14 protein-coding genes, 1 pseudogene and 1 riboswitch are annotated in these 17457 nt (G+C 45.9%); of the genes and pseudogenes, 5 read left to right on the top strand and 10 right to left on the bottom strand.

The genetic code is table 11. The annotated features are described in order from the left end of the window. Window positions 1-25 precede the first annotated feature (25 nt). Window positions 26-126, bottom strand: a riboswitch (TPP riboswitch). Between the two features lie 221 nt (window positions 127-347). Continuing rightward, window positions 348-644 (bottom strand): annotated as a pseudogene (locus ACX9GV_RS04670) (transposase); the annotation flags it as partial. 7 nt (window positions 645-651) lie between these two features. Here ACX9GV_RS04670 and ACX9GV_RS04665 point away from each other — a divergent pair. Further along, window positions 652-1314, top strand: a complete 663-nt coding sequence (locus ACX9GV_RS04665) for a tyrosine-type recombinase/integrase (protein WP_473197226.1) — start codon at window positions 652-654, stop codon at window positions 1312-1314. A 194-nt stretch (window positions 1315-1508) separates the two neighbouring features. Here ACX9GV_RS04665 and ACX9GV_RS04660 read toward each other — a convergent pair whose 3' ends face one another. Together ACX9GV_RS04660 and ACX9GV_RS04655 are read right to left on the bottom strand one after the other, a co-directional pair. Next, window positions 1509-2426 carry a nucleotidyl transferase AbiEii/AbiGii toxin family protein gene (locus ACX9GV_RS04660; protein WP_473197225.1) on the bottom strand — a complete coding sequence of 306 codons (918 nt, stop codon included), beginning with the start codon at window positions 2424-2426 and terminating at the stop codon, window positions 1509-1511. Beyond that, complete coding sequence (locus ACX9GV_RS04655; protein WP_473197224.1) at window positions 2419-3192, bottom strand: type IV toxin-antitoxin system AbiEi family antitoxin; 774 nt, start codon at window positions 3190-3192, stop codon at window positions 2419-2421. The genes ACX9GV_RS04660 and ACX9GV_RS04655 overlap by 8 nt, the downstream gene beginning before the upstream one ends. An 837-nt stretch (window positions 3193-4029) precedes the next feature. Between ACX9GV_RS04655 and ACX9GV_RS04650 the strand changes: the two genes are divergently transcribed. Together ACX9GV_RS04650 and ACX9GV_RS04645 are read left to right on the top strand one after the other, a co-directional pair. Beyond that, window positions 4030-4482 carry a Globin gene (locus ACX9GV_RS04650; protein ID WP_473197223.1) on the top strand — a complete coding sequence of 151 codons (453 nt, stop codon included), beginning with the start codon at window positions 4030-4032 and terminating at the stop codon, window positions 4480-4482. After that, window positions 4472-7195 carry a PAS domain-containing hybrid sensor histidine kinase/response regulator gene (locus ACX9GV_RS04645; protein WP_473197222.1) on the top strand — a complete coding sequence of 908 codons (2724 nt, stop codon included), beginning with the start codon at window positions 4472-4474 and terminating at the stop codon, window positions 7193-7195. Before ACX9GV_RS04650 ends, ACX9GV_RS04645 begins: the two co-directional genes overlap by 11 nt. 46 nt (window positions 7196-7241) lie before the next feature. On the opposite strand, the gene ACX9GV_RS04640 is transcribed toward ACX9GV_RS04645, so the two are convergent. From ACX9GV_RS04640 to ACX9GV_RS04620, 5 genes are all read right to left on the bottom strand, one after another. Further along, entirely contained in the window at window positions 7242-9143 is a 1902-nt protein-coding gene (locus tag ACX9GV_RS04640) for a sensor domain-containing diguanylate cyclase (RefSeq protein WP_473197221.1), read from the bottom strand. Between the two features lie 40 nt (window positions 9144-9183). Continuing rightward, window positions 9184-9636, bottom strand: coding sequence for an ATP-binding protein (locus ACX9GV_RS04635; RefSeq protein WP_473197220.1), 453 nt, complete (start codon window positions 9634-9636; stop codon window positions 9184-9186). Window positions 9637-9668: 32 nt separating this feature from the next. After that, window positions 9669-10007 carry an STAS domain-containing protein gene (locus ACX9GV_RS04630; protein WP_023491876.1) on the bottom strand — a complete coding sequence of 113 codons (339 nt, stop codon included), beginning with the start codon at window positions 10005-10007 and terminating at the stop codon, window positions 9669-9671. 42 nt (window positions 10008-10049) lie between these two features. After that, window positions 10050-11336: a PP2C family protein-serine/threonine phosphatase gene (locus ACX9GV_RS04625; protein WP_473197219.1), complete on the bottom strand. Its 1287-nt coding sequence runs from the start codon at window positions 11334-11336 to the stop codon at window positions 10050-10052. A gap of 125 nt (window positions 11337-11461) precedes the next feature. Continuing rightward, window positions 11462-13900 (bottom strand): glycogen/starch/alpha-glucan phosphorylase, encoded by a 2439-nt coding sequence (locus ACX9GV_RS04620; RefSeq protein ID WP_023491878.1) that lies wholly within the window; start codon window positions 13898-13900, stop codon window positions 11462-11464. A gap of 446 nt (window positions 13901-14346) precedes the next feature. On the opposite strand from ACX9GV_RS04620, the gene ACX9GV_RS04615 reads away from it, so the two are divergent. Next, window positions 14347-15894, top strand: a complete 1548-nt coding sequence (locus ACX9GV_RS04615) for a DUF1254 domain-containing protein (protein ID WP_473197218.1) — start codon at window positions 14347-14349, stop codon at window positions 15892-15894. Between the two features lie 96 nt (window positions 15895-15990). On the opposite strand, the gene ACX9GV_RS04610 is transcribed toward ACX9GV_RS04615, so the two are convergent. Together ACX9GV_RS04610 and ACX9GV_RS04605 are read right to left on the bottom strand one after the other, a co-directional pair. Then, a complete protein-coding gene (locus ACX9GV_RS04610) occupies window positions 15991-16395 on the bottom strand; it encodes a PIN domain-containing protein (protein WP_473197217.1) in 405 nt (134 codons plus the stop codon). Between the two features lie 15 nt (window positions 16396-16410). Next, complete coding sequence (locus ACX9GV_RS04605) at window positions 16411-16665, bottom strand: FitA-like ribbon-helix-helix domain-containing protein (RefSeq protein WP_473197216.1); 255 nt, start codon at window positions 16663-16665, stop codon at window positions 16411-16413. A 341-nt stretch (window positions 16666-17006) separates the two neighbouring features. Here ACX9GV_RS04605 and ACX9GV_RS04600 point away from each other — a divergent pair, with 341 nt between their 5' ends. Then, window positions 17007-17285, top strand: a complete 279-nt coding sequence (locus ACX9GV_RS04600; RefSeq protein ID WP_473197215.1) for a CopG family ribbon-helix-helix protein — start codon at window positions 17007-17009, stop codon at window positions 17283-17285. Window positions 17286-17457 lie beyond the last annotated feature (172 nt).

Genomic DNA, 17457 nt, shown 5'->3' with positions numbered 1-17457 from the left:
CCGGCGTTCAAGAAGGCGGGTACCGGTTGAGATACCAAGACTTCCCTACGCTGGCATAATCCAGATCAGGTAATACGGGTAAAATCTCAGCCCATACCAACGGTACAGGCACCCCGAGTCAGAACTTGCCATTATTGGGGCTGGATAGGATAAGGTCAACCATTCGTCTGTTTCCCTGTAGTAGTCCCTGAGTTATTTTCTTAACAACAGGATTGTTGCCGCCTTCGCCAAGACCTGGCCGAAAAACCGGATCAACAAACTATTACCCTACGCCGAAAACAGCTTCAGTTAATATCTGCCAGCTTATTAAATTATTTTAATCACGCTACGCTAAATAACTTCGCACATTATCGCTCCACTTCAGCCAGACCGTCTTGATTGCCGGGGAACGGCGAAGCAGCATTCATAAACTGTTTTACCTGTTCCAGTAACTGCCACATGTATCTGCATTGATGGTTTCGCGTTATGGTTTCGTGTAACGATAACCACAGCAGCTCTATTCGATTCAGCCATAGCGAGTAGGTTGGCAAGAATAACAGTCAGAATTTCGTGTTTTTCTCCAACCATTGCTTCACTTTACGGCTTTTGTGGATGATGTAATTATCCACCACTAATGTGATAGTTTTTGCTCGCCGGTATGATCGAAAAACTGTGGCTGCCGTTATCGGTAAAATTCGTGAAAACTGCCTGAGTACAAAACAGTACCGCACTCTCCGGCACAGCCTTGGCGATAGTCCATCACATGCAGCAATGCGTTTTCTGATGGTTACGGGGGCCAGGAAGAGTGAAGTAACGAAGATGACATGGTCCGAGCTGGATCTGGACGCTCAAATCTGTACTCTGCCCGCCACAAGGACAAAAACCCGGCAAGAACGCATCTACCCTCTCCCCGAAGTACTCATTGAGCTGTTAAAGGAATGGGCTTGGACTCGAAAAGACAGTGATAGCCTTGTTTGGGGCTACATTGGTGAGACAACGATGGCACATTCAGCAGAACGCTTACGCCCGATTGTTGGCAATGATTTCACGACACATGATATTCGCTATAGCGCCGCGTCATTGATGAGTGGTGAGGCAGGTATTGATCAGATGGTTGTCGATTTGCTGTTGGGGCATAGAGTTAAAGCGGTTACATCCAAGATTCTTGCGACTTACCAACCTAAAGCTTTTCAGGAAAACGTTAGTAACGCTTGGCCTGTTTGGTTTGAGTGGTTTGAGTGGTTTGAGTGGTTTGAGTGGTTTGAGTGGTTTGAGTGGTTTGAGTGGTTTGAGTGGTTTGAGCAAAATATTCTATTTGAAGAAGAAAATTCATGATGCATTGGTGTGTTAATGCTGATAAATAAAGCTTATTTAGTTGGAATTAGTAAAACCTACGCTTTAGCCTACACTTTCATAACCAGTTGATTTATTTGTTGTTACTACCCTACTGCACTTTGACAGATTAGTTAAGAAGTTTACAAATAACCACAAAGTTACACTAAAGGTGAATTTACAAGTAAAATACTAAACTATTTTATCCACTCGGCAAGAACCGCCTCAAGCTTGGCTAGCGCCTGAGTATGCTTATCTTTTGGTATGTGCCCAATATTTTGCAACTTCCATTTTACCGCTGGCAAATGCTGAATCTGCTCTTCAGGAGCCAGACTCCAGTCCGGTTGACCACTTTTGAAAGACATCAAAAAATCATAATCCCGCTGCGTGAATTGTGCTTTGAGAGCAGTAACCATTAAGTTGGGTATCGCATTGAGTTCTTCAAGAGAGACCGCATCGAATGTCATTCCATTAAATTCATTTGCGTATGGCAGAGAAATATCTTTCCAATGAGGATCTAAAATTTCTGATAACGGGCGCTTATGTCCCAGTAGATAAGTGATGAAACCATTAAATATCTGGCGATCAATACCCTGCGTTTCAAGCAGCATTTTGACGTCATAAAAATCACGGGGATGTTGCCTATCCAGCGCAGCACAAAGCTTTCCACCATAGAGATCGGCAAGCGATACAACCTGAATAGCAGCGAAACCTAACTCATCTTCTACCGCTTCAACAACATCACGTTCTTCTGGAGGATACAGCGTACCTCGCGCAACAGGCGAAACTTCTATCTTTATCTGTGCCTCCTGAGAAGAAACAACAATGCGCATTTCATCAGAATTATTCGTTTGTAGTACCGCCGAAATGCCAGCCTGTTGTTGCAGTATTTCAGCAATACGCGTCAAAGCAGCCCGAACGTTTGGCAATGCCTCATCTCTGCTTTCCAGCAGAATGTAAGCCAAATCGATATCAACCGATAGACGTGGAAAATCACGGACAAATAAGTTTATTGCCGTCCCACCTTTTAGCGCAAAGCATCGCTCTGATGCCACAACAGGTAATGCACTAAGCAGCAACGCAACTTGCCGATAATAAGGTGATTGCTTATCCATGTGAGATCCCTCTGCTAACAAAACTCTCTGGAACAGTGATCTGATATTTTTGATCCAGCTTGCCACCAGATACGATCTGTCGTTTCCCGGCACCCAAATCAATGCTGGTTTTATCTATTCGCTTAACCCATGCATGAGCATAGTGATCGGCCAGAAACAGGTAAAGGCGGTTAGTTTTCACTGCGCGACTGGATTGCAACAACACTTCGACTTTACGTGGACTCAGATTTACCAACCCCTGAAACAGCTCCGCAGCGTGCTCAAATGAAAGCGAACCTGGGACTGCGTTAGCAATCTCGTAAGCAGCTAATTCCAGTACACTCGCTCTCAACCGCTCTCCTTTAATTTCTACCTCTGTCAGATATTTTTCGTCATGCATATTGAGCTTCTGATTAGAAAGTAAAAGCCACTCCACATTGGGAAATTCTTTGAACCACTTTGGCAACGAAGCTTTGTCATCTACGCAAAGCCAAATTGCCTGACGCGTTAAGTGAAGATAATGAGAGCGTCCCTGCCAGGTCAAGCTAGTAAGCCCCGCCAGATGCACAGAAATCCCCAGCTGATTTTGCAAGCATAAGACGGCATCGTTCCACTGAGGCTCGCGCCCACTTCGCACGTATACCCCAGCTCGTAGTTTTTGCAACCAGTTGCTGTGCATATACTTATTGGCTAAAGAAGGACTAATACCATTTTTTGTCAGCCAGGACTGTAGTACCAAGGAGCCGGGCGCACTGTTCTGTAAAAGCCAGTTTAGTTTTGAAGCCATACATTAACCACTGGTTTAATAATACAGTTAAAATTAAACCATCGAATTGATGATCTGTCAATATTGAACTTAAGTGCTCAGATTTTCTAGGAAGTCTAAAGTGAAGCATGCCTACTATCTATAACGTAATGAAATTCATCAAAGACACATTATTAGCATGGGAATTATAACTAAAAGTTATTAACTTTCTATTATTTGTAGTATTTTTTTCTATCTATTGAAAGATTAACAACTCATCCCCATTAATTTTAAATTGGCTAACATAGCGCCAACAAACAATCTGGATGTCCCGGTAAGTGTCAAGGTAGTTGTCGTCCTGAGTTAATTTATGCGGCCTGTTTTTCCCGCTCTGGGTTGAGCGTGACGCTATCCTTCCATTGCTTTTTCGCATAATCAAGAGTGAGCCGTTCGAAATCCTGCCAATTCGCAGGTGGAGACTATTTCCACTACAATTCCTGCCATAAATCCATCACTGAAACATAACACTCACGAACCGGGCAATATTAGAAAACATTTTTGGATAGCCTAACGGCTCTGTCATACTCGCTCAATCTCTCCGGCATAAAACCATTTGATAGGATAAGGTCAACCGCCTTGATGAGATTCAGGATTCGCTTTTTGCATGCCAATAAATCGCCTTTTGGCTGCACCGAGCAACGGTTTGGATAACGCACGCTGTTGTTCTTGCGCTTCCCTTGTTGTTAACTAGACTAATTGAATATCAATGACATTCTCTCTACTGGGGAAGTCATCAAGCTAGGCCCTCGCCAATCGCCGCACTGTGAGTTCTGGTGGAATTATCTTGGTCGCAGGGTGAAAATCGCAAGAGAGAAGCGCGTGAGCACAAATTACGAAGCCTTGTTCAATAACAGTTATGACCGGATCACCAGCAAAGATCGCGGAGATCAGTTTTTCTCTCATTTCTACAAATTGTTCGTTGAGAGTACCCAAGGGCTGAGTATCTTTCCGGTGTCTGATGATCATCTGCAGCAACAAAAAATTATTTATAAATCATTTTTTTATATGCTTTCCGTTGCCACCACACATATCGTCTCTGACTATCTGGAGCGTGTTGCCCGTGAACAGAGTGCCCAGGGCCTGAATCTGCCCGCTGCGGTCTTCGCCTATTGGCGCCGTGCCGTATTGCAAACCGTGCGGGATCTCGACCCGTTATGGGATGAGGATGTTATCACTGCGTGGGCTATTTTTATGGCACCAGGGCTAGAGTTTATGCGGCGTCAGGCAGAGTTGCACCATGATGCGAATAAAGGCAACCACCATGAATCCTAACCTGTTATTACCCGCACTGGATGCCACCCATGCTGCACTGCTGGTTTATGATGCCGATGAGCGGCTATGTTATTGGAATAGCAAGGTCACTGATTATTATCCGGTGCTGGCAGGCAAATTACAGCAAGGTGTTACACTGCAAGACATTGTCGGTGTGATGATCAATACCCGCCATCAGGCGGCAAATCAGCAGAAAAGCGCCAGCCTGGCCAAAACACTACTTCATCATTATCGGCAAGAATCACACTATGAAATTCGTGAGATTGCCAACCATACCTTTTATATACAACATAACCGTATTGCCACGGGTGGAATTATCAGTCTGCATACGGATATTAGCCACTTCGCTGATATTGCCAGTAGCCGACAAACTCAGAACAATAATTTTATTCTGGCCGCAGAAGCCTCGCGTATCGGAATTTGGGACTGGGAATACACCCAGGATCGGTTACATGTTAATGATGCTTTATTATCGTTGCTCGGTATCAGCCATAATGAAAATGAGTATACCTCGGCACTTTGGCAGCAAGTCATTCACCCCGATGACTTACCTTTGTTATTGCAAGGTGTTGACCAAGCCAATAAAGAACTATCACCGCTATTTTCCTGTGAAGTGCGCATTAAACACCACTGTGGTGATGAGCGTTGGGTATTGATTCAAGGGCAAATTATCTCTCCAGATATTAACGGAGAATTGATGCGAGCGGTGGGTACCCTACAAGATATCACCGAGCGGAAAGAGGCAGAAACCTCCTCTCAGCAAGCGGTAGAACTGGCCCACGCAGCCAACCAGGCCAAGAGTGAATTTCTGGCTAATATGAGCCATGAAATCCGTACCCCAATGAATGGTATTCTGGGGATGACCCAATTGTGCCTGGAAACCAATCTCAATAAAGAACAACGTGATTATATCAATATGGTGTACTCCTCCGCCCGCGCCTTATTGAAAATAATCGATGATATTCTCGACTTTTCCAAAATAGAAGCAGGTAAAATTATCCTTGAACTGGAAGATTTTGCCCTACGCCCGTTGATCCATGAAATTACACGCCCATTAACGCCCAAGTTTTCCGAAAAGGGGCTGGAATTAATCGTTGATATTCACCCCAATACCCCGGCAATCGTACACAGTGATGCACTGCGCTTGCGGCAGGTGATTACCAACCTGATTGGTAATGCACTCAAATTCACCCACACAGGCGAAGTGGTATTACAAATTACCCCAGCGCCAACCCCAGACGATAGGCTAACGTTTAGTATCATTGACACCGGAATAGGCATTCCTGCTGAAAAGCAGGCGGTGATCTTTGAGTCATTCAGTCAGGCAGACAGTTCTACTACTCGCAAATATGGTGGTACCGGGTTGGGATTAACCATTTCAGCGCGACTGGTGGGGATGATGGGGGGCAAATTGCAGGTTTCCAGCCAGCCTGAACAGGGAAGCTGTTTCTATTTTTCGCTGCCGATTAATGCCAACGAAACGGCCCCAACCCGTGCAACGGTGGTGCTACCAAGTTGGTTAAAAGGAATGGATGTTTTAGTGGTGGATGACAACGCCACTAACCTGCGCTTGCTGTTTGATATGCTACGCAATAACGGGTTTAAACCTCAGACGGTGAATTCCGGGCGAGCAGCACTGGAATTGTTAAATGAAGGCCAGTGTTTCCCACTGATTTTGCTCGATTCCCAAATGCCAGAAATGGACGGTATGGCACTGGCGCTGGAAATTATGTCCACCCCCAGCTTACGCCAGTGCAAATTGATTATGCTCAGTTCCATGAGTAACCAGCTAGATACCGGGGTGCTGCGTAAAGTTGGGGTTTCCAGTTTTTTAACCAAGCCCATTGATGTTACCGAACTTCTGGAAGCCATCATCGATACCTTTAATCCTGAGGAAGTTCCGATCCCACCGCCCGCCCCCACCATTGCGCCGACACCGCCCCCTGTAGTCAATAGCCATGCTCTACATCTGCTGGTGGCGGAAGATAATCTTATCAATCAACAACTGGTGATTAATTTTATCCGCAAACTGGGGCATACCTGTGATGTGGTAGGTAATGGCAAGCTGGCCCTGCAGAAGTTACAACAGAATCATTATGATGTGGTTTTAATGGACTTGCAGATGCCCGAGATGGATGGCACCGAGGCAGTACAACAACTGCGCGCCAGTGAATCATTACAAGAAGCTGGCAAGCATCAGCCGATTATCGCCATGACCGCTCATGCGATGAAAGGTGACCGTGAAAGATGTCTGGCCCAAGGGTTTGATGGCTATATCAGTAAACCCATTTTACTGGACAACCTGGGAAGCGAAATTAAGCGGATGCTTACCGGTGACCCAGCTATACCAGCTGCACCAGCCACGCCCAAGGAAAATATCTTTGATTATGAGCAGAGCATCGCTCAATTAGGTGATGATAGAACCTTATTCAGCGAATTAGCGGCGATCTTTATTGAAGAGATCCCGACTCTCCAGCAAGCCCTGGCCAATGCCATAGAAAAACAGGATATTGAAGCTATTCGCCGTAGTGCTCATCAGCTAAAAGGGGAATGTCTGCATTTTGCCTGCCCCCCGTTGGAAAACAAGCTGAGCCAGATTGAACAGGCTGCCACGGCAGGTAATATGGCGGTAATTACCAAGCAATATCATGGTGTTGATGAGTTATGCCAACAATTACAAGCGGCACTCCTCGCCTGTAAAGATCAGCTTTAAACCGCCTTGATACCCAGCGGGCTTAGGGATAAGCCCGCCATGACCGCTATTCGCAGCCGTCAGGCTTGCTTCCGTGAATCAAATAGTTACTCTTACCTGCTGATTTGGCACGATACATCGCTTTATCTGCCTGTGATAGCAGCGTTTTGATAGTGGTGTCGTCACCGGTATAAATAGAAGCGCCAATACTGGCGGATAAGTTTATCGCATGCCCAGCAATAAACGCCAACTCAGCCAGTTGAGCCAAGACCTGCTGACAAAAAGCCCGGATTTGTGCCTCAGGATCGGCTAATTGCCCAAGCACAGCGGTAAATTCATCCCCCGCCAATCTGGCAACAAAACCCCTATTTTGGATACAATCACTCAGTAAATTGGCGAATGTATTCAACACCCTATCACCAAATTCATGCCCCAGATTATCGTTTATCTGCTTGAAACCATCCAGGTCAATAAACAATACCGCCATCGGTAACCCAGTCGCCAGGCATTCAGCCCTGGATAATTCCAAATGATGAAGAAATGCCCTGCGGTTAGGTAAGCCAGTTAGCATATCGTGAGTGACGTCATATTCCAGACGTTGCTGCAATCTTTTTAGCTCACTGATATTCATCGAAAGGATATAGAACCCCTGAGTTTCACAAGGTACCAGCGTGGTATGAACCGCCAATAAGCCCGCCTGAGTCTTAAGTTCATTCTCAAAACTGACCGTTTCCCCTTGCAACGCTTTTTCAATCATCGGTTTGGCGACAAGATAAGCCTGCTCACCCATAAATTGCCGCAAGGTCATGGTTTTTAGTGACGCCTCATCAATACCAAACCAACGCTGATAAGCACTATTGGCAAACTGATAGACTTCATCTGTACCCACTTGGCTAATCAAGGCTGGCATATTATCGGTAATGGCCCGCAAACGTTCTTTTTCTGCATTCAGTTGATACTGGGCATTTACCCGGCTTTCAATCTCCAGATTCAGTTTGTTGACTACCGTATTTAATTCTTGGGTGCGTGATATCACCCGCTCCTCCAGTTCCTGTTGCAAGATACGCAAATTATTTTCAGCTAATTTACGTTCACTGATATCAACCAGCACGGAGATCAAATGATGCGGTGAGCCATCAGACAAACGGTTAAGTGCGACAGTCAGTTCGACCCAAACCAGCGTGCCGTCGAAGCGGAAATAGCGTTTCTCCATCGAATAGGTGGAGATTTCATTTGCCAGTAGCTGCCTCAGCAACTCCAGGTCATTATCCAGATCATCCGGGTGTGTAATGTCCTGGAATGTCCGCGCCATCAACTCCGGCTCACTGTAACCCAGAATGTCACATATACGCGGATTAACCCGTAACCAGTAACCCTCTAATGAAACCAGCGCCATCCCCACAGCCGCCTGAGAGAATGTCTGCTCAAACAGCGCTTCGGAACGTTCCAAATTCAATTTCAAACTTTCGGTATAAATATCCCGCTCTATATTGTGTAAATACTCTTCGATAACTGCAGCAAAATCCTGCAAGTCGGTAGCTTGTTTTGTTGAGAAATCATGCGGTTGCTGGTCGATAATACAAAGCGTACCTAACGGTAAACCATCAAGCGACAACAGAGGTTGCCCGGCATAAAAACCGATATGGGGGGGACCCTGAACTAACGGATTATCAGCAAAACGCAGATCCAGAGCGGTGTTGGGGACAATAAAGGTTCCCCTTTGTAAAATGGTATGTCCACAAAATGAGATATTTCTTGGTGTTTGCGGCGCATCCAGACCAAAGCGCGACAGAAACCACTGCCGATCCCGGTCAATCAAAGAGATTAAAGCAATCGGTACGCCAAAATAACTGGCCGCCAGGCGAGTGATCCTGTCGAGCTTTTCTGTTGCCCGACTATCCAGAATATGCAATGAATCCAATACACATTGACGCAATGGCTCATTAGCAGGTATACAAGGTTCGATCATAATGCCCCCAATGCTTCGTTAGCTGGACAACGAAAGAATCTCATGTTGGATCAATGGATAAATTTTTCATCAAGGTCAGCAGATTATGCCCATCTGCAGTTTGGTAGCTCACCTCATCCATCACCGATTGAATCAATATCAATCCCATCCCCCCTTCCGGCCAACTGGCAGGATCAAGAGGGTCCGGTGAAAGTGTAGGTGATGTTACCCAACGCTGCAGAATGCTATCAGGAATGGGCACACCCAAATCTGAGAATGTTAAGATTAACCGCCGGTCATCATGGGCTAACGTGATAGTCACATTTTGATGGTCATCGTAATTTACGGCATGTTTAACAATATTGGTAAATGCTTCGCATGAGGCCAAATCAACCTGATAAACAAGCGCCGAGTCCAGCGAAAAAGGAGCAACAAATTCATATAATGCATCGCTCAGCTTCGCCAGACTCTCCAGGGATGCCGGTAAACAGAGTGTAGTCTTGGCACTAGCCATATGGCCTCTCCTTCATACGCCACCAGTTAGTCTCAACGGTTTATCAGTTTAAGCGCCGATTCACGATCGCTGCTAATGGTAAAAATCCGATCCATTCTCGTGAGTTTAAACATGTTCTGGATATTGCTATTCAATGAGCAAAGTGCCAAATCACCCCGGTTATTGAGCGTCTTAAGCATTGAAACCAGCGCGCCAAGGCAACTACTGTCGATAAAATCCACCTGGCTGAAATCCAGCAGCAGGCAATTTTTACCTTGCTCAATCATAGAGAGAATTTCTTGCTTAAAAACGACAGCGACGGAGGCATCAAGACGACGGACCAGAGGCGAAATAATTTCAACACCATTCTCAGACTGGATTTCAAAGTTCATAACTGCTCCTTTATTCATTCACTGTATCAAACTGATCACTCTTCAAGCATTATCCGGCACGACAATGCGCTCAATCGCCATCAGCGAAATATCATCAGTAAACAACTGATGTGATACCGCCGCCGGTTGCCGACTATTTTCATGTTCACTGCTGCGCCATAGACTCAGCGCATGTTCAACTTTTGCAAAAATCTCTGCTTTCGCCAGGCCACGACATTCCGTCAGTAATGCCTGCAAACGCTGCTCACCATAAAGTTCCTGATGTTTATTCTCACACTCAGTCACTCCATCGCTATAAAGATAGAGCCGATCCCCCGCTTGCAGGTTAAAATAAGTGTCTTGGTATTCCGCAGTATCAAATAGCCCGATGGGCATGCCCCCATCGCCCACAGAACACAATTCGCCATCAGCACGGACAATAAAGGGCGTAGGATGCCCCGCCTGACAAAGCACCGCTTCACCATTACAGGTATTGATGACACCATAAATCAGCGTGTAGTAGCTGGTTACCTGATCATTATCCAGGCAAAAACGTTGATTGAGCGCCTCGACCACGCGATGTGGCGCGGCTGGGACCTGTTCCCCACCTGCTGTTTGGTGCAGCAATAACTGGCTACTGATGCGCCCTGCCAGAAACTCCCGCGAAACCGCCAGTGAAAGCATCGCCGCACTGATGCCATGCCCGGCAACATCAACACTGAAAAAAGCAATATGTTGTTCTCCCAAGGGGAAATAATTCAATAAGTCCCCAGAGACATAAGCGGAAGGTAAAAACATCCAATCAAACTCAAACCCAGACAACAACAGATTGTGACTGGGCAAAAAACTATGTTGCAGTTTAGCGGCAGCCTGGAGATCGGATTCTATTTGATGATAAGCATAAGAGAGCTTCTCATTGCGTGCTTCTAGGGTACTTTCGAGTAACAGTACCCGCTCTGCCGCATGCAACCGAGCACGAAGTTGATTTTGATTAACCGGCTTCGACAAAAAATCATCCGCTCCCGCCTCCATGCCGGTCAATAAATCTTCCATGGATTGCCGAGCCGTCAGCAGAATAACGTAGATATAATGACCAAAATCATCATTGCGGATAGCTTGGCATAAAGCAACGCCATCCATTACCGGCATTTCCCAGTCACTGATCACGATATTAATCGGTTGTTCAGCCAACTTTTGTAACGCTTGCTGTCCATCCTCGGCCTCACAGACGTTAAACCCCCATTTGAGTAACGTCGCCGCCATCAGGTGCCGATAACTTTTTGAATCATCTACGATCATTATGGTGACCTGCAGATCGGCTGCAGGTTGGCCATTGGTAATCAGTTCCATAGGTTCCATAAAATGATGACCCTTTACCCCAAAAAAATCATTCAGCGCGAGTTGATAATAGTCTTGCTAGCCCATGGTCTTTGCTATGGGCCAGCAGCTTCAATGGTGACGGTTGATAAACCACATTAACAAGGGATCCCCCAAATTTCTGTCGCATAGCCTTTGATGGTACGGTCACTGGAGAAGAGCCCCATACCCGCGATATTTAATAGTGCCCGCCGATGCCACTGTTGCTGATGGGCGAAATCATGCAACACCTGCTCTTGAGCCACACAATAGCTGTCAAAATCGAGCAGATGGCAATAATGATCGCCTTCGGTCAACATGCGGTAAATCGGCAGGAAAAGTGATTTATCCAGATTAAAACGCCCAGAAACCAAGGCGTCAACCGCCTCCCTAGTCACCGGATTATTGCTATAGACATGATTATGGGACCCCGCAAACCGATGAGCATTGATTTCCGCCGCATTGGCCCCAAAAAGATAAAAATTGTCTGCGCCCACGGCATCACGGATTTCAATATTAGCGCCATCCATAGTACCGATGGTCAAAGCACCATTCATCGCAAACTTCATATTACTGGTGCCCGATGCCTCGGTTCCCGCCGTCGAGATCTGTTCAGAAAGATCCGTCGCGGGAATAATATGCTCAGCCAAGGAGACCTTATAATCCTCAAGAAATAGGACATTCAGTTGCCCCTTGGCACGAGGATCGTTATTAATGGTTCTCGCGACTTCATTAATCAACTGAATAATCAGTTTAGCCATCGCATAGCCAGGGGCGGCTTTTCCTGAAAACAGATGCACTTTAGGCTGTAGGGTATTGCCAGACTCTACAATGCCTAAATACAGATGTATCACATGCAAAATGTTCAGTAGTTGCCTTTTGTATTCATGAATACGCTTTACCTGGCTGTCAAATAGAGCTTGGGGATCAAGTTTCACCCCCTGCCGAGTGGCAACCAGTTGGCACAGAGCCCGCTTGTTATGCAGCTTAATCGTCTGCAACTCCTCCAATACCCCACTGTCATTCGCCAGTTTTTTCAACCCTTGCAGTTTATCCAGGTCGGTAACCCAACCAGGGCCTAATTCACGCGTCAGAAAGGTGGCCAGCCTTGGGTTAGCTTGTTGGATCCAGCGCCTTGGCGTGACACCGTTAGTCTGATTGGTGAACTTCTCCGGCGAGATAAAATAAAAGTTGGGCACTAATTCTTGTTTAATCAGTTCAGAGTGCAACTTGGCCACACCATTCACCTTGTGGCTACCAACAATAGCCAGGTTGGCCATGCGTACTTTCTTCTCGCCCCCTTCTTCAAACAGTGACAATGAAGCCAGCAGTTCTGGTCTGTCAGGCCATTTTTCTGCCACTTCGCTCAGGTGACGGTGATTAATTTCGTAGATAATTTGCAAATGGCGCGGTAACAGTTTTTCAAACAAGGTCACTGGCCAGGTTTCAAGTGCTTCGGGCATCAGAGTATGGTTGGTAAACGCACAGGTTTTTTGCGTGATCCCCCAAGCAATATCCCAATCCAACCGGTGCTCATCCACCAGAATTCGCATCATTTCGACAATCGCTAACGCCGGGTGCGTATCATTAAGCTGTATGGCAACCGCATCAGGCAGTGTAGTGATATCCTCTGAACGGGTAGCAAATTCCTGGAAAATATCACGTAAGGTACAAGCAACCAGAAAGTATTCCTGTGTCAGGCGTAACTCTTTTCCCGATTGTATTTCATCAGCCGGATAAAGAATTTTTGAGATATTTTCCGAGGCTATTTTTTGGCTAACGGCGCGTAGATAATCCCCACGGTTAAAAATATGTACATCAAACGAATCAGATGCACTGGCGCTGTATAAGCGCAATTTGTTAACGGTTTTACCCCCATAGCCAGTGACAAAATAGTCGTGAGGAACCCCGACAATCACCTTCCAATCCATCCACATCGGGTTGTAATTACCATCTATATCTTCGGTAACTTCAATATGCCCGCCAACAGGAATTAACATCAGTTGCGAATGATGATCAATTAGCCAAGGGGAGTGGGTGGCATGCCAATCATCCGGCTGTTCAACCTGTTTACCATTCTGAATCGACTGCTTAAATAACCCATACTCATATTTAATGCCGTGACCCGATGCGGCAATATCCAGGGTAGCCATGGAGTCGATAAAACAGGCCGCCAAGCGCCCTAACCCGCCATTGCCTAATGCAGCATCAGGCTCTTGGCCGACGATAGCGTCAAAATCAAAACCCAACTCGCCGATGGCTTGGCTGGCAGCCGATAACAACCCGACATTCATCAAATTATTACGCAGCGACTGACCCAGCAAAAACTCCATGGACAGATAATAGAGTCGTTTTGATTTTGCGGCTTCCTGATAACCTTTGGTTTCGAAGAAACCGTCTAATTGGTAATCTCTTATTGTTAATGCCAGCGCATTAAAGATATCAGCATCAGTGGCATCCTGCAGTTCAAGGCATAAACTGTACCTCAACTTGCTGATTATATTATTTTTAATCTCATCAACCCCAGGCAATTCAACACGTGTCTGCTTTGTATTCATTTTCATCCCTACCCAAGCCGTGTATCTGAGTGTTTTCTTCGATATGAGCAGATATTTACCCGCTCAAAGTAATCCGATAAGTATAGACGGCTTTCAACTATTCAAAGGGAAATTGCAAGGTTAATGACCGATGCGCAATGCGGTTTGAAAATGTACAAAGTAGCGCTTTATCGCCTTACTGGATAAAAGTAGGCCAGTGAAATCTGAATTTCCGCCATTTAATAGTGGAGAATGCGATGCAACAATTTGCTTAGCGTTGAAGGAGCTCAGTATGGGTTTAGCAATCGGATTAATTGCCAAAGATCACAAATCTCCAATCGGGCTGGGCAATGTCACTAACGCTTTATGGAAAAACAGGGCAAAATCCTTGCCATCCGGCGGCTAGGTACTCTGGTCGTTTGTTTGCCTTTTACCGCAATTTCATAATGACTTTAGAGGTGTTAAGAATGAAAAATCCCAAAGTAAGTAAAGTTAAGCGGTCTCTTACTGGCTTATGTGTCGGCTTAGCGTTTTGCGCTTTTTCTGCTCAGGTTATCGCTCAGGATAATCATTTTGATCGCATCGTTAACTTGCCTGTTGTTGAAAATCGACCTACCGCTGAAACAGTACTCACCTTGCGTGACGAGCTATTATTTCAGCGTGCGACTCAAGCCTATCTTTGGGCAATGCCATTAATTAATACCCTCGGAATGAAACAAGGTTCGGAAGCTCAGTTTGGCGCAGGCTATAACGTTATGCCCATATGGAAAAAGCGTTTGGATGCAAAAACGTTGATTACGACCCCCAATGCCGACGTCATTTACGCCATTAGTTATCTGGATTTAGGAAAAGATGGCCCCTTGGTTTTTGAAGCACCACCTCAATTACAGGGTGTTTTATTGGATTTTTGGCAACGACCGATCCCTGTGGATGGCGGGAAGTTCTTCGGTGATGTCGGTTTCCCTGGACCGGATCGTGGTAAAGGGGGGAAATTTTTATTATTACCGCCAGGTTACCAAGGTGAAGTACCCGAAGGCTATTTCGTCTACCGTTCACAAACTAACAATGTTCTGGTCTTCTTGCGTTCTATGTTTCAGGATAACAATACTCTAGAACCTGCGGTTAAACGCATTGAGAGCGCTAAAATTTACCCGCTGAATGGGCAGGATAAAGCTAAACCAATGCAATTCCCCGATGCCTCCGGGGTCCCGGTCAACATGCTGCCTGCGAGCAGCGATATCGCTTTCGACCAGCTTAAATCTTTATTAGATAGTGAAGGTAATCATTTAGCTGATAATGATAGCTTAGGCATGCTCGCTTCTATTGGTATTAGACAGGGGCGGGATTTTAAACCTGAGGCACATACCAAAGACATTTTAAACCGTGCGGCACAATCTGCTTATAAAATAAGTCGTTCTATTGGTTTCCAAACTCATGTAAGTGGTCGAAATTTCGAAATTTATCCTGACCGTCAATGGATTAACCCTTTTAGTGATGTCACCCCGAAAAATCCCCAAAGTGATTTAAGTTTAACTTGGCATTGGAATGACAGCGGTCTTCTGGATTTGGATACTCGTATTTGGTATTTCACCAATTACTTTGCTGTCAGCCCTGGAATGGTGACCACCACTCCGGGTACCGGAGCGATGTTCTTGATTGGTTTCACTGATCACAATAAACAACCGCTTTCAGGTGGCAAAAACTACAAACTCACTCTACCGGCCAATGTGCCCGTTAATCTATTTTGGTCAGTCACACTTTATGAAGCTGAAAATGGTTCAATGCTGACAAATGGGCAACCCTTCCCTGCATTGAGCGGGCGCGCCGACCTGGAGAAAAATGCAGATGGTAGTATCGATCTCTATTTTGGTCCCGAGGCCCCCAAAGGAAAAGAGCGTAACTGGATAGCAACAGTGCCTGAGCGCGGTTGGTTTTCGGTTATTCGCCTCTACGGGCCAACGGAAGCTGCATTAAATCGCCAATGGAAACCCAGTGACATCACGCCAATTAACTAACCTGGGCGTTGGATAAAAAATTGAAGTCAATGCCTGTTCCACGAGCTATTCTTTCGATGAAAACGGCTCTAAAAAGGAGCAGGCATTAATAGATGGTTAGGATCCCCAAGGGTTAATTACATCTACGCCTGCCGCTTTAAAGGGGCTGACGTCTCGCGTGGCAACCACCATGCCGTTGGCGGCGGCAGTCGCTGCGATATATCCATCGGCGGTGCCAATTGCCAAACCCGCCGCCCCGGCCTTCGACATCAACTCGCTATAGGATTGTGATGCCAATATATCGAAAGAAAGCACCCGCCCAGCGAACAGCGGCAATATCTGCTTTTCCAAGCTCTCTTGCAGCCTGTCCCGGCGTTTACCGGCTGGCAGTGAAGCCATCCCGAAACGCAGCTCAGCCACGGTAATCACTGACAGATAGAGCGTTTCAAGCGCCTGCGCGTCAATCCATTCAATTACCCGACTTTCGGGGCCTGACGTGACGCAAAGGCTCCGAAATGACATTGGTATCCAAGATTATCATTCAAACGTCATCGGCTTAGCAGGAGTCTTGTCGCGCACCTGCTCAATGGCCACAAATTCTTCATCCGACAACTTGGCTCGGCGGCCAATCTCGGCCAGTAGCGTCCCCAATTGCTTGCGACCTTGTGGCTTCACCGCGCTTGCCAATATCTCACAGATTTCTGCCTCGGCGCTGCGCCCATGCTGGGCAGCCAGCACCTTCAGGGCACGGTATACCTCGTCCGGTACGTTTCTAACAGTGATAGATGGCATTGCTTTCATTCCTATATTTGCTTTGCATGATTGCATGCAATCATAGTGCAATCAATAAACAAGTCTTAGCGTGATCGGCCTTTCTCTGGAGCTACTGTCTGTAGTGTTTTGGATATTCATATTTACCAAATATGCATCTAGATTTGACAAGTATAAATAAAACAAGGAGTTTTATCCCCCTCCCCCCGCTAAACGCCAAACCTCACCCTTCACTTTTATCAGACCATGCACAGCGTTGAGATTCTCTGTAAGAGAACAATAAAAACGGGTGTAAAACCCACCAGCACTTATATACTGACGACGTATAGACGTTATCAGTACCTATATAGCGGGGGAGTTATATGACAAAACAAGCTGTTTTTACTATGAAAATTGAGCCTGAATTACGCTCGGAGTTTATGGCGGCAACAAACGCTATTCATCGCCCTGCTTCACAAGTCATGCGTGAACTGATGCGAGAATTTATTAAAAAACAAAAAGATATGCAGGAGTATAATCAATTTTTACAAGCCAAGGTTGATGCAGGGCGAGCCTCTATGCAGGCTGGAAAGGGGCGTTCTAATGATGACGTTGAAGATAAATTTTCCGCTCTGCGTAACCAACTCAAAAGCAAATCATGAAAGTCGTTTACAGTCTCACGCAAAAATAGTTATCCCAACAGGGTATCAATGCACCTCTTACTGGCTGATTTTCTATCAACCATAAAAAATGCCATTAATGATGTAAAAATCATCAATGGCATTAATTTGGTTTTATTAAATCAATCTATTAAAGAAAGATTTTATTCCCACT

It is taken from the genome of Serratia sp. 25CWL12 (assembly GCF_055790885.1).
Note: the sequence above shows the minus strand (reverse complement) of the source record. Positions and strands in the feature narration are given on the sequence as shown.

Excerpts from the sequence above, each read along its gene's own strand:
- ACX9GV_RS04600 (WP_473197215.1), top strand. The coding sequence starts at position 17,007 with ATGACAAAACAAGCTGTTTTTACTATGAAAATTGAGCCTGAATTACGC.
- ACX9GV_RS04625 (WP_473197219.1), bottom strand. The coding sequence starts at position 11,336 with ATGGAACTGATTACCAATGGCCAACCTGCAGCCGATCTGCAGGTCACC.
- ACX9GV_RS04620 (WP_023491878.1), bottom strand. The coding sequence starts at position 13,900 with ATGAATACAAAGCAGACACGTGTTGAATTGCCTGGGGTTGATGAGATT.
- ACX9GV_RS04655 (WP_473197224.1), bottom strand. The coding sequence starts at position 3,192 with ATGGCTTCAAAACTAAACTGGCTTTTACAGAACAGTGCGCCCGGCTCC.
- ACX9GV_RS04610 (WP_473197217.1), bottom strand. The coding sequence starts at position 16,395 with ATGTCATTTCGGAGCCTTTGCGTCACGTCAGGCCCCGAAAGTCGGGTA.
- ACX9GV_RS04660 (WP_473197225.1), bottom strand. The coding sequence starts at position 2,426 with ATGGATAAGCAATCACCTTATTATCGGCAAGTTGCGTTGCTGCTTAGT.
- ACX9GV_RS04615 (WP_473197218.1), top strand. The coding sequence starts at position 14,347 with ATGAAAAATCCCAAAGTAAGTAAAGTTAAGCGGTCTCTTACTGGCTTA.
- ACX9GV_RS04645 (WP_473197222.1), top strand. The coding sequence starts at position 4,472 with ATGAATCCTAACCTGTTATTACCCGCACTGGATGCCACCCATGCTGCA.
- ACX9GV_RS04605 (WP_473197216.1), bottom strand. The coding sequence starts at position 16,665 with ATGCCATCTATCACTGTTAGAAACGTACCGGACGAGGTATACCGTGCC.
- ACX9GV_RS04630 (WP_023491876.1), bottom strand. The coding sequence starts at position 10,007 with ATGAACTTTGAAATCCAGTCTGAGAATGGTGTTGAAATTATTTCGCCT.
- ACX9GV_RS04640 (WP_473197221.1), bottom strand. The coding sequence starts at position 9,143 with ATGATCGAACCTTGTATACCTGCTAATGAGCCATTGCGTCAATGTGTA.
- ACX9GV_RS04635 (WP_473197220.1), bottom strand. The coding sequence starts at position 9,636 with ATGGCTAGTGCCAAGACTACACTCTGTTTACCGGCATCCCTGGAGAGT.